The following is a 12,133-nucleotide window of genomic DNA, read 5'->3' as shown; positions in this document are numbered from 1 at the left end:
CGTCGATGTGGACATTCGCCATGTCGTGCTACTTATCGTCGCGGGGAGGAATCGGGGGCGGCGCCCGCCCGGTCGGGTCCGGCTTTGGCCCGCAGGCGCAGGCCGAGCAGCGCCGCGGTGGCGTGGGGAACGGCCGTGGCGGTGCCGAGCGCCTCGTCGATGGCGTTCAGCGCCCGGTTCACCTCCGCGGCGACCTCGTCGTCCACGGGAGCGCGTTCGGCCGCCGCGAGCAGCAGGAAGTCCAGGCCCGTTCCGGTGCCCGACACCAAGCGCGAGGCCACCTCGAAGTCACCGGCGCGCCTCAGCGACGCGGCGAGGGGGCCGACCTCGTGCTCCACGTACCAGCGCAGTGCCGCCAGGTACAGCCCGCGTTTGCTGCCGAAGGTCTTGTAGAGGCTGTTGCGGTGCACGCCCAGGTGGGTGACCAGGTCGTCGACGGACACCCCGTCGTACACCCGCCCCGCGAACAGCACCGCCGCCGCCCGCACCACCTCGGCTTCGTCGAATCCCCTGGGTCGACCCATGTGCCGACCCTAGACCGTTGAGGAACGATCAGTCAAGAACGATCGTTCCTTAACTGCGCGCACCCTCCCACACACCCCGCCCCACCCGGCGCGGCGCGACGCGGTGCGTACGATCGCCCGTCGTGGGGGAACCTCGCGGCCCGTGGTGGGCACGGGCACGAACGCTGGTCGTCGCGACGGTCGTGGTGTGCGCCGGCGTCTTCTTGAGGACCGGGCTGCTCAGCGGCTTCAGCCGGGCGGTGCTGCTGGACGGGCCCGGCGTCGGCGGGAGCCCGTTCGACCACCCCGCGCTGACCGCGGCCGAGGTGCTCGCGGGGACGGCGCTGCTGGTGGCGCTGGCGCGAACGGCTCCGGCGCTCGTCGCATCGCCGTCCGTCGCCGTCGTACTGCTCGTCGGCGCGCACGCGGCCTGGATCCGCGAACACGCACCGGTGTCGCGCGCGGGAGCGGTCGGACTGGTGCTGGCGCTGGGCGTCGTCGCGGTCCTCGCCGGGGTGCTGCTCCGGACGCGCGAACGGTCACGGGTGCTGCTCGCCGCGGCGGCGGAAGACCGGGCCCGGCGCGAGGAACGGCTCGACATGGCCAGGGAACTCCACGACGTGGTGGCGCACCACGTCACGGGGATGCTGGTGCGGGCGCGGGCGGCGCTCCTGGTGGCGGAGCGCGACCAGGCCGCCGCGTGCGGGATGTTGCCGGGCATCATCGACGGGGGCACCGACGCGATGGGGGCCATGCGCGCGATGGTCAGCACGCTGCGGGGCGACGGCGCCCCCGCCGCGACCGGCGACCTCACCGCCGACCTGCACCGGCTCGTCGAGTCGTCGGACCTGCCGGTGCGGACCACCATCGAGCTGACCGAGGTGGTGCGGCCCGAGCTCGGGCGGTCGGTGTTGCGCATCGTGCAGGAGGCGTTGACCAACACGCGCAAACACGCCCCGGACGCGACGAGCGTGGCGGTGGAAGTGCGGCTCACCCCGTCGGCGGTGCTGTTGTCCGTCGTGGACGACGGGACGAGCAGACCCGCGCACTCGGGCGGGTTCGGGCTGATCGGCATGGAGGAACGGGTGCACGGGTTGGGTGGGCGGTTCTTCGCGGGGGCCACCGGGGAGGGCTGGCTGGTCACGGCCGAGCTGCCGCTGGAGGCGCGCGCGTGATCTCCGTGCTCATCGCCGAGGACCAGGCCATGGTCCGCGCCGGCTTCCGCCTCATCCTGGAGTCCCAACCCGACGTGGACGTGGTCGCCGACGTCGCGGACGGGATCAGCGCGGTGCAGCGCGCCCGCGAGTTGCAGCCGCAGGTCTGCCTGGTCGACGTGCGGATGCCGGGGCTGGACGGCCTGGAGGTCACCCGGCGGCTCGCGCCGCACACCCGTGTCGTGGTGGTGACGACGTTCGACAGCGACGAGGTGCTGGAGAGGGCGCTGGACCTGGGCGCGTGCGGGTTCCTCACCAAGGACGCGAGTCCCGGCCTGCTGGTCGAGGCGGTCAGGTCGGCGGCGCGGGGTGACGTCCTGGTGTCCCCGCAGGTCGTGTCGCGGGTGCTGCGGCGGTCGGTGCCGCCGGTCCCGAGCGCCGACGCCGACGTGCTGACCCCGCGGGAGCTGGAGGTCGTGCGCCACGTCGCGCGGGGGCTGAGCAACAACGAGATCGCCGCCGCGATGAGGATCTCGGTGTCGTCGGTGAAGGCGCACCTGGCCTCGGTGCAGGGCAAGGTCGGCGCGCGCAACCGCGTCGAGATCGTCACCTGGGCGTTCCGCGCGCACGTGGTGGCCGGCTGACCCCGGCCATCCGGCCGGCTCCGCCCGTTCCGGGTGGCCGAACGGCCAGGACCTCCCGGTCCGTCGGCCGATCCGGCGCCACCCCGCCCGGCAATAGGTTCGTCCGCATCGGATCTCGTCGTGGACGGAGGGTTTCGACCTGTGCTGGATCAGGTGTGGTGGGCGTTCGGCGAGGTGTTCCGCGCGCTGTCGAACCCGCTCATCGCGGGTGGCGTGGTGGCGGGCGGCGTGGCGCTGGGCTTCGGGGGGCGGCTCGCGGCGCGGAGGGCGGGGTGGCGACCGGTCCCCTCGGTGCTGGCGGGGGTCTCGCTCGGTGTCGTGCTGGGGGTGACGTTCTCGCGCGCGCTGCCGGACTGGGCGGGCCGGGACCAGTTCTGCCAGATCAACGGTTTCTCGCTCCACGGCTCGGTGGAACTGCTGAACGCCCTGCTGTTCGTGCCGCTGGTGTTCTGCGCCGTGCTGGCCACGCGACGGCCGGTCGCGGTGCTGGTGTCGGCGGTCGCGCTGAGCGCGGCGATCGAGGTCGTGCAGCCGCTCACGCGGCGCGGGTTGTGCGAGACGCAGGACTTCCTCAACAACAGCGCGGGAGCCGTGGCGGCGGCGGTGCTCGCGGCAGGTGTGCTGGCGGTGCGCCGGCGTCGGCCGGTGGAGCGGTGACCGCGGTGACGCACCGCACCCCGCGAACGGGACGACCCGGCACCGGTGGCCCGGTGCCGGGCGTTCACCCCCGATCGCTGCTCAGTGCCAGCCGAACTTCGACCAGAGCTGGTTCGGGTTGCCGAGGCAGTCCCAGGACATGACGATCGCGCCGTCGTGCGTGGCCCAGCCGCCGACCTCCATGCAGAGCGAGGTCATCTCGTTGGTGTACTGGTTCATGTTGGCCACCGTCCTGATCCAGGTCTGGTGCTCGACCTCGTAGCACGGCTGTTGCCAGAGCGCCACGCCGCGGCCGTGGATGCCGGTGATGCACTGGCCGGTGAAGCCGTTGCTGATCAAGAAGTACGCGACCGAGCCGTCCCCCATGTAGAACCACTCGTACCACGCCTGGGAGCTGTGGCCCGCCAGGCACTGCCGCTGCACCGCGGCGGCGCCCTCGGCGGTGCCGCTCATGTCCAGGCACTTCCCGCTGTGGAAGTTGCGGTAGGTGTACGGGCCCGACCACGACCCCTGCACCCGCACCCCGTCCGGGCCGATCGGCGCCGGTGGCGGTGCGGGCGCCGCCGGTACCGGGGTGGCGGCGACCCGAGCCGCCACCGGTGCCGCGGAGGCTGGCGCCGCCAAGACCGCCGTGAACAGCACCAGCAGTGAGAACACCGCCCCCAGTGACGCGCGGTTTCGCTGTGACCGCATGGTTTCCCCCTTCGTCGTTCCCATCGTGGAAGATCACGTGCCGCCGGCCGCCTAGCAGTGCCCGATCCCCCACGCCGGGTCCCGGCCGGTCGACAGGTACGCGCCGGTGACCCAGCCGATCGTCTGGTGCGGGTAGTCCACGTCGGTGGCGGTGTAGTACCAGACGTTGACGCCGTTGACCACCTCGCCCTCGGCCCAGCAGCGGAGCTGCACGGACCGGCCCTTCGACAGCAGGTCGACGTGGTCCGACTTCGACGTCGGCCGGGCCCGCTGGTAGACGTTGACCAGGGTCTCGGCGCACAGCCAATAGGAGTCGAAGTAGCACACGTAGGTGACCTGCGCCGAGACGTCCGGCGCGGGGGTGGGACCGGAGGCGTGACCGGTGCCGGTCACCAGGCCGAGCATCGCGACGGCGCTCGCCGCCACGGCTCCCACGCGGACCGGGGTTCTCTTGGATGACATGTTCGACCTCTTCGCTCGATCGGTGTTCTGCGGGAGGCGGGGACGCTCAGCCGTTGCCGGTGTAGCCGGTCGCGCGGAGCACCTCCTCCACCGCGCGGGCGTAGGCGCGCCCGCCCTGCTGGTTGGGGTGGAAGCTCTCGCGGCTCAGGCAGGGGCCGCCGTCCCACGGCACGCACAGCGCCGACGGCTTGTCGCCGGGGTGGAAGTCGCCCTCGCCCCGCGGCCCGCTGGAGAAGCCGTTGATCCACTCGCCGTCGTCGCAGGCGCTGTGCCCGTCGAACACCCCCGTCAGCCAGGCGTAGTCGACCGGGATGCCCTCGGCCTTGAGCTGCCGCACGGCCTGGTCCTGCTGGTAGGCGAAGTAGTTCGCCAGGCTGTTGAGCGACGAGGCGTCCCTCGGGTCGATGAGCAGCCCGCCGAGCCCGCACCCGTTGGCCGTGCTGACCAGCTTCGGGTAGCCCGCGAGCAGGATCCGCGCGTTGGGGGCGTAACCGGGCTGGTGCACCTTGCGGACGACCTCCTTGGTGGCGGCCACGGACCGGTCGATGACCGCCCGGTACTCCTCCAGGAACGCCTCGTCCCAGCAGTGGCCGACGGAGCACTCCACGACCGCGTTGGCGAAGGCGCCGCCGTCGTTGCCGCCGACGGTCATGGTGACCAGCGAGGTGTTCTCGTCGAGCACGCCGGACTCGAGCTGGCTGATCTCGTGGAACTGCCCTTCGCCGTGCTGGTACTCCTCCGGCTGGTCCCAGGAGTTGGGCCGCCAGCCCACCAGGTTCACCGTCCTGGCCCCCGAGCAGGCCACGAAACCGAGTTCGGTGCTCGTGCTGAACCGGTCGGACAGGTGACCCACCGGTTCGGCGGCGCCGGGCACGGTCATCACCCTGGGCCAGGCCGAGGCGCTGCGCCGGCAGGCGTTCCAGCGCGGCTTGCCGTGGTTGTCGTCGCTCTCGCGGGCGTAGCCGCCCATGCCCTCGCCGGAGGAGTACGAGTCGCCCAGCGCCGCCACGAGGTGCTGCGGTTTGCCCGGCAGCAGCTGGAACGCGACGGCGTCCCACGCCACGTCGTCGGTGCCCTTCCCGTCGTAGGTCTCGGTGGACAGCCGCACCTTCGGCACGCCGGAGAACTGGTGGACCCCGGCGGAGACCCACCGGTTGGCCTCGATCCCCTGGGACAGCACGCGACGCCGGTCGAAGCCGTTGCCCCGGTCGATGTGGTAGCGCGCCTGCTGGGTGTGCGCGCCGTGGTCGGGCAGGTGGACCAGGACCCGTGCCCAGCCGTGGACGGCCCGGTCGGCGCTCCAGGTGCCGGTGACGCGCATCTTGCGTCCCTCGTCGTCGTCCTGCCGGGTGTGGGCGAACCAGAAGTGGCCGCCGAAGCCCGCGCCGAGCTGGTGGAAGTCCACCTTGGACGGTCTGTGACCGGTGGCGTCGGCGGCGAAGTCGAGGGAGAACCGCCCCGCGTTCTGCCAGGGACGCCCGCAGCCCGGCCGGATGGACGGCGTCGTGTCGGGCACGTCGTCGATGACGAGGGTGTCGGGCGGCAGGCCCGCCGTCGAGCAGTTCGGCGGGTAGCTCGTGGCGTCCTCCTGGTAGGCGTAGCCGGGGTCGAAGCGCAGCAGCTCGTTGCCGCACTGCCGCGGGCATTCCTTCCACGACACCGACTGGTGGTACCAGCACTTGAGGTCGTAGTAGCCGTCGGTCTTGTGCGCGCACGGCCCGGCCGGCTCACCGCGGACGTCGCCCTGCCCGCCGGGCGGGTTGCCCGGGTAGTTCGGCACGTACCCCTTGCCCGGCTCGCACTGGTTGGACTGGTCGCAGAACAGGAACCTCGGCGGCTTGGCCAGCGCGCGGTACTCCGCGTCGACCCACCACGCCTGCCGGTAGCCCGCGATCGGCTGGTCCGGACCCTCGAAGGTGTTGATCGGGTGCCCGGCCCAGCCGATCACCTTCTCCGGGTAGGGCCAGTCCTGCGGGTGCCGGGCGTCGTCGTAGCCGTGCTCCAGGAACGGCAGCCGGTCCGGCTTGTACCGCGGGTTGGCCGGGTTGTTCAGCCAGCCAAGGCCCCACGGCGAGCCGTCGTTCCGGTTGGGGTAGAAGCCGGAGTTGTAGGCCCACACGGCGAAGAACCAGTTCTCGACGTGCCGGGGATCGCCGCCGTTGACCGTGAGCCCGGACCGGCGGACCTCGTTCCACTTGAGGCCGAGCAGCTGAACACCCGCGGCGACGTTGGCCGCGAAGTCCAGCGCGACCGCCCGCTGCGTCTGGTACGGCAGCGCGATCTCGTTCGGCTTCTCGTGCCCGGCCAGCCGCATCCCGTCGGTCATCTGCATGACGCCGTAGCCGCAGTCGGACTTGTCCCAGTGGATGTCCCAGTCGTCGCCCTTGTTGTCGTCGTAGATGGCGCGACCGTAGAAGTTGCCGATGAGCGGGTTGGCGGTCACACCGGGCATGGCCGCGCCGGTGGCCTGCCACAGGTTGGACTCCTGCGCGGCGATGCCGAGCGCGATCTGCGCCGGGATCGTCCCGCCGCCCTCCAGCGGCATCAGCGGGAAGACCTGCTGCGGCGAGTAGGCGGGCATCCCGAGGTTCTTCCAGTTCGCCTCGCGCCGCACGGTCAGCGAGGAGCGCACGGCTTGGTCCACCGCCCACTCGATCTGCCTGGGTTTGGGCTGCATCGCCTGGTTGCGGGGGTCGCCGCGCGGCACCGAGCACCAGCGGTCGCCGTCCACCGGATCGTCGGGCGCACCGGAGGCGGCGACCCCGCCGGGCGCGGCGCGGGCCACCCGGCCGCTGCCCGCCGCGTCGGCCACCGCCGCCGCGGGGTCGACGTCGAACGCCACCGACCGGCCGGTCCTGGTCGACCGGGCGTCCAGGCGCACGTCCCGCGCCGAGAGGTGGTCGACACCCGGCGCGGCGGTGACGCGGGTGACGGCGAACTCGCCCAGCGTCGAGACCTCGGCGTCGGCGGGCACGTCGAGCCGGCGCACGCCCGGCGGCAGCGCCGCGACCTCCTCGGCCCGGCCGGTGACGAACACCCGGCCGCCCGCGCCCGCCTCGACGCCGAGGTCCCCGATGCCACCGGCGGCGAGCGTGGCGAGGTCGGCTCCCCCGGCGGCCCGCCGCACGAACGCCCGGTCGGCGGACAGGTCGAGGAAGACCACGCCGCCGTCGGCGTCCGGGACCAGCTCGAACGGCACGGTGGTCGACGGCGCGAGCAGGACGCGCGCGCCGTCGCCCGCCAGCCGCACGAGGCTGTGGCCGTCGGCGGCGACGATGCCGTCACCCACCGGCACGGCCGAGGTCAGCTGCCCGGCCACCTCGACCGGCTCGGCCGGGGTGCCGGAGGCGGCGTCGAGCCTGACCACCCGCGTCCGCTCCGGGCCGCCGGCGAGGCCCTCACCGGTCAGGCTCTGGGTCACCACGGCGGTTTCGCCCGTGCCGCAGCCCGGGCTGAAGTAGGCCAGCGTGCTGCGGACCGGCGGCTTGGTCACCGCGCCCGTGGCGAGGTCCACGACGGCGACGAACGCGCCGCGTGAGGACAGCTCCTCCTCGTTGGTGAACGTGCGCGGCGCGTAGGCCACCACCAGCCGCTGCCCGGAACCGGTGAGGCAGGAGTTGCCGATCCACCGGTCGACCTCGAACCCCGGCTCGGACAACGTGGCCGCCGTGCGCCACGCGTAGCCCGACGACGCCTCGGCGACCAGCACGTGGAAGCCGTCGGCGTCGCCGGTCGTGGTCCACGCCCGGTCGGCGGAGGCCCGCCAGTCCGCGCCCAGCAGCGCGTTCCGGTCCGAGGGCGCCACCTCGGCGGTCGGCGGCCGTTCCGGGGCCGCGGCCGGGTCGGCGACGGCCGTCCCGCCGCGGTCGTGCGCGGCGGGCACGACGAGGGCTGTGATCGACACCGCGGCGAGCGCGAGCAGGCGGACGCGCGGGCGCGGGACCACCGCTGCCCGGACGTCCGGTGATCTGGTGGACAACAAGGTCGACCCCCCTGAGAATCGCATGAGGGGGAGACTGTGCGCGATCGGTCCTGCGAAGCTTCGGTGACTTCCTTGAAAGCGCACGTCAGGCCCCCGAAATGGGGGGTGTGCGTTGGTGGAGTTGAGGTTGTTGGGCGAGGTCGCCCTGGTCGTGGACGGCCGGCACGTGGACCTCGGACCGGCCAGGCAGCGCACCGTGTGGGCAGCGCTGGCTCTGGAGGTCAACCGCGTGGTGCCGGTGGAACGCCTGGTCGAGCGGGTCTGGGGCGAGGAGCCGCCGCTGCGGGCGCGGCCGACGCTGCTGACCTACCTGTCACGGCTGCGGCAGGTCCTGGCCGGTGCGGAGGGCGTGGAACTCGTCCGGCGTTCGGGCGGCTACCTGCTGGCGGCGGACGAATCAGCGGTGGACCTGCACCGGTTCCGGCGGCTGTGCGCCCGCGCCCGCGCCTGCCCCGACGGCGCGCGGGCCGCGCGGTGGTGGACCGAGGCGCTGGCGCTGTGGCGCGGTGAGGTGCTCGCGGGGCTGACCGGCGAGTGGGCCGAGGCCGAGCGGGAGTTGTTGCGGCAGGAGCGCCTGGCCGCCGAGCACGACCTGGTCGACGCTCGGTTGCGCGCGGGCGAGGGCGGGACCCTGGTGGACGAGCTGGCGGCGCGGGTGGCCGGCAACCCGCTGGACGAGCGGGTCGCCGGGCAGTACCTGCTGGCGCTGCACCGCGCCGGGCGGTCGGCGGACGCGTTGGCGCACTACCGGCACGTGCGTGAACGGCTGCTCGACGAGCTGGGCGCGGATCCCGGTCCCGCGCTGGTGGAGCTGCACGGGCGGATCCTGGCCGCCGACCCGGCGCTCACCGCCCCGCCCGTCGCCCCGCCCGTCGCCCGGTCCGGGGACGTGGCCGAGCGGGCGGTGGTGCCCCGGCAGCTGCCCGCCGTCCCCTGGCTGTTCGTCGGCCGCGACGACGAGCTGCGGCGGCTCGACGACGAGCTGGCCCGCGCCGCGGCGGACGGCTCGACGATGATCACGGCCGTCGCCGGCGCGGGCGGCATCGGCAAGACCTGGCTGGCCCTGCACTGGGCGAACCGGCACCTGGACCGGTTCCCCGACGGTCAGCTGTTCGTCGACCTGCGCGGCTTCGCCCCGGACGGCCGGCCGATGGACCCGGACGTGGCGGTGCGCGGTTTCCTCGACGCGCTGGGGGTCGAACCCCACCGCCTGCCGCGGGAACCGCACGCCCAGGCCGCCCTGTACCGGAGCCTGGTGGCGGACCGGCGGGTGCTGGTGGTGCTGGACAACGCCGCCGGGGCGGCGCAGGTCACCCCGCTGCTGCCCGGCGGTGCCGCGTGCGCGGTCGTGGTGACCAGCCGCGAGCTGTTGACCGGGCTGAACACCGGGCACGCCGCCGCCCACGTGGCGCTGGACGCGCTCTCCGACCCCGAGGCCCGCGCCCTGCTCGTCAACCGGCTCGGCGACGCCGAACCCGCCGCGATCGAGGAGCTGATCGCGTTGTGCGGCGGCTACCCGCTGGCGTTGGGCATCGTCGCCGGGCACGCCCGCACCCGCCCTCGGCTGCCCCTGACGGCGCTGGTCGACGAGCTGCGCGACCTGGGGCTCGGCGCCTTGGACGACAACGACCCCGCCGCGAGCCTGCCCGCCGTGCTCTCCTGGTCCCACCGGGCCCTCACGCCCGAGCAGCGCACGGCGTTCGCGCTGCTGGGCGTTGCCCCCGGCCCGGACATCGGCCTGGCGGCCGCCGCCGACCTGATCGGCCTGCCCCCGCACCGGGCCGGGGTGGTGCTGCGGGCCCTGGAACAGGCGTCCCTGATCAGCCGCGACGCCCGCGGCCGGTACCGGATGCACGACCTGATCCGCCAGTACGCCGCCGACACCGCCCGCGACCTGCCCGCCCCGGCGCGGGAGGCGGCGCTGCGGCGGGTCGTCGACTCCTACCTGCACACCGCGCTGGCCGCGGACCTGAGGTTGTCGCCGCAGCGCAAGCTGATCGACGTGGCGCCGCCGGTCCCCGGCTGCCACCCGGAGCCGGTCGCCGACCACTCCGCGGCCATGGCCTGGTTCGAGCGGGAGCACGCCTGCGTCCTGGCCGCCCAGCGGGCCGCGGCCGACCGGCGGTGGGACGACGTCGTGTGGCACCTGGCGTGGGCGCTGAACACCTTCCACCACCGGACGGCGCGCCTGCACGACGAGGCCGCCGCCTGGCAGCTGGGGCTGGTCGCGGTCGAGCGCGCCGGCGGACCGGCCGACGTGGTGCTGGGCCGCCGGTTGCTCAGCCGGGTCCTGGCCCGGCTGCACCGGCACGACGAGGCGCTGGAACTCCTGCGGCGGGCCCTCGTGACGGCCGAGGAGCACGACGACCTCACCGGCCAGGCGTACCTCCACGGCACCCTCTCGCAGGTCCTGGAGAACGTGGACGAGGAGAGCGCGCTCGACCACGCCACCCGTGCGCTGGAGCTGTTCCGGACCCTCGGTGACCCGGTGCCGCAGGCGCAGGCCCTGGCCAACATCGGCTGGCTCAACGCCCGCCTTGGCCGCCACGCCGAGGCGGTGCGGCACTGCCTGACCGCGCTGGAGCTGCACCGGCGCCACGGCCACCGCCAGGGCGAAGCGCACACGCTGGACAGCCTGGGCTACACCGCCCACCAGGGCGGCGACCACGAGGGCTCGACCGGCTACTACCGGCAGGCCCTCGCGCTGTGGCGGGAACTGGGCGACGCCTACAACGAAGCCGAGTCCCTCGACGGCATCGGCCACCCGCTCGCCGCCCTGGGTCGTGCCGACGAGGCCCGCGAGACGTGGCGAGCGGCCCTGGAGCTGTACCGGAGGCAGGGGCGCGACACCGAGGTGGAGCGGCTCCGCGCCCACCTCGACGGGCTCGGCCTCGACGAATTCGACCACGGCGAACCCGGTGGCCGCCGGGATCCGGTCACGGGCCGCGGTCCGGTCGGGGTACCGGGAGGGCGGCGATGAGCAACGGCCGCAGAGCGGGCCGGGTGGTACTCGCGTTGGCCGCGATCGGCTCGGACATCACGACCCCTGCGGCACGCGCGAGGCCGACGAGGCGAGGGAGCTCGCAGCCAGGCTGATCGCCGCCGATCTCGGCGCCCGCCGACAGGGCGGGCCAAGACGAATGTCCTCCCGCATGAGCGGGGGTCTTCCCTCGTACTACCCGGAGCGGGGGAACCGCGCCCCAGCCGCGCGGTCCTCCGGCGCACCCCGGTCCGATCCCGGTGTTCCCGTGCGACGAGGAGTTGCTACTCGTCCCCGGCGGGAGCGCCGATCACACCGTTGGCCGACATGATCCAGTTCGGTTCGGGGCGTGCGCCTCGCGCGCAGGCCGTGCCCCGCAGGCCCCGCCGCACCTGGTCCACCACTCGGCGCAGCCTGGCCCGGTCCCGCTCGGCCACCGAGGTCTTGTCCACCTCAGATCATCCCCTTCCTCAAGGCGTAGGCGACCGCGTGCGGCCGGTTGCGCAGGTTGAGCCGGGTGGTCAACCCGTAGAAGACGTTCTTGATCGTGCGCTCCGAGTAGCACAGCCTGCTGGCGATCTCGGCGGTGTCCAGCCCGTCCGCCATCAGGCGCAGCACGTCCGCCTCGCGCGGCGTCAGCTTCGGCACGCCCGCGTCCGGCGACACCAGCTCCCGCTGGAGCCGCTCCACGTGCTTGAGCAGCTCCGCCACCAGGCTGGGCGGCATGACGCCGCCGCCCGAGGCGGCCGCCAGGACGCTGCGCAGCACCCGCTCCCCGGTGGCGGCGCTGCGGGGCAGGATGGCCACCACCCGGCACTCCACGGCGGCGAGCACGTCCTTCTCGCCGACCTCGTCGAGCACCAGCACCATCGGCGCGCCGACGTCGGCGGCGACCCGCCGCAGGCCGGACAGCACCTCGGGCCCGATGCGGTCCACGGCGACGACGACCACGTCCGCCCGCGCCCGCTGGTCCCACTCCAGGACCACGATCTCGGCTCGCGAGCCGAGGTAACTGGTCAAGCCGGCCATGCAGCTGACTCATATACAAATCATAAGCA

10 protein-coding genes are annotated in these 12,133 nt (G+C 73.8%); 4 read left to right on the top strand and 6 right to left on the bottom strand.

What is annotated here, in order from left to right; genetic code table 11:
- Window positions 1-32: 32 nt before the first annotated feature.
- Complete coding sequence (locus ACFV4N_RS27280) at window positions 33-524, bottom strand: TetR/AcrR family transcriptional regulator (RefSeq protein WP_499675452.1); 492 nt, start codon at window positions 522-524, stop codon at window positions 33-35.
- 122 nt (window positions 525-646) lie between these two features.
- Between ACFV4N_RS27280 and ACFV4N_RS27275 the strand changes: the two genes are divergently transcribed.
- The 3 genes from ACFV4N_RS27275 to ACFV4N_RS27265 all read left to right on the top strand — a co-directional run bounded on the left by ACFV4N_RS27275 (window position 647) and on the right by ACFV4N_RS27265 (window position 2,958).
- On the top strand, window positions 647-1,678 hold the full coding sequence (locus ACFV4N_RS27275; protein ID WP_499675451.1) for a sensor histidine kinase: 1,032 nt from the start codon (window positions 647-649) through the stop codon (window positions 1,676-1,678).
- Entirely contained in the window at window positions 1,675-2,301 is a 627-nt protein-coding gene (locus tag ACFV4N_RS27270) for a response regulator (RefSeq protein ID WP_499675450.1), read from the top strand. Before ACFV4N_RS27275 ends, ACFV4N_RS27270 begins: the two co-directional genes overlap by 4 nt.
- Before the next feature lie 141 nt (window positions 2,302-2,442).
- Complete coding sequence (locus tag ACFV4N_RS27265) at window positions 2,443-2,958, top strand: VanZ family protein (RefSeq protein ID WP_499675449.1); 516 nt, start codon at window positions 2,443-2,445, stop codon at window positions 2,956-2,958.
- Between the two features lie 81 nt (window positions 2,959-3,039).
- On the opposite strand, the gene ACFV4N_RS27260 is transcribed toward ACFV4N_RS27265, so the two are convergent.
- The 3 genes from ACFV4N_RS27260 to ACFV4N_RS27250 are packed head-to-tail and all read right to left on the bottom strand — an operon-like array spanning window position 3,040 to window position 8,092.
- Entirely contained in the window at window positions 3,040-3,651 is a 612-nt protein-coding gene (locus ACFV4N_RS27260) for an RICIN domain-containing protein (protein ID WP_499675448.1), read from the bottom strand.
- A gap of 51 nt (window positions 3,652-3,702) precedes the next feature.
- Window positions 3,703-4,113, bottom strand: coding sequence for a hypothetical protein (locus ACFV4N_RS27255; RefSeq protein WP_499675447.1), 411 nt, complete (start codon window positions 4,111-4,113; stop codon window positions 3,703-3,705).
- Window positions 4,114-4,159: 46 nt separating this feature from the next.
- Window positions 4,160-8,092 (bottom strand): SGNH/GDSL hydrolase family protein, encoded by a 3,933-nt coding sequence (locus ACFV4N_RS27250; protein ID WP_499675446.1) that lies wholly within the window; start codon window positions 8,090-8,092, stop codon window positions 4,160-4,162.
- Between the two features lie 118 nt (window positions 8,093-8,210).
- On the opposite strand from ACFV4N_RS27250, the gene ACFV4N_RS27245 reads away from it, so the two are divergent.
- Entirely contained in the window at window positions 8,211-11,075 is a 2,865-nt protein-coding gene (locus ACFV4N_RS27245) for an AfsR/SARP family transcriptional regulator (protein ID WP_499675445.1), read from the top strand.
- 284 nt (window positions 11,076-11,359) lie between these two features.
- On the opposite strand, the gene ACFV4N_RS27240 is transcribed toward ACFV4N_RS27245, so the two are convergent.
- Window positions 11,360-11,527 (bottom strand): hypothetical protein, encoded by a 168-nt coding sequence (locus ACFV4N_RS27240; RefSeq protein ID WP_499675444.1) that lies wholly within the window; start codon window positions 11,525-11,527, stop codon window positions 11,360-11,362.
- Window position 11,528: 1 nt separating this feature from the next.
- Window positions 11,529-12,104 (bottom strand): response regulator transcription factor, encoded by a 576-nt coding sequence (locus tag ACFV4N_RS27235; protein WP_499675443.1) that lies wholly within the window; start codon window positions 12,102-12,104, stop codon window positions 11,529-11,531.
- Window positions 12,105-12,133 lie beyond the last annotated feature (29 nt).

Origin of the sequence: Actinosynnema sp. NPDC059797, assembly GCF_042732085.1 — a bacterium.
GTDB lineage: Bacteria > Actinomycetota > Actinomycetes > Mycobacteriales > Pseudonocardiaceae > Actinosynnema.
This window is presented reverse-complemented; position numbering and strand designations above follow the sequence as displayed.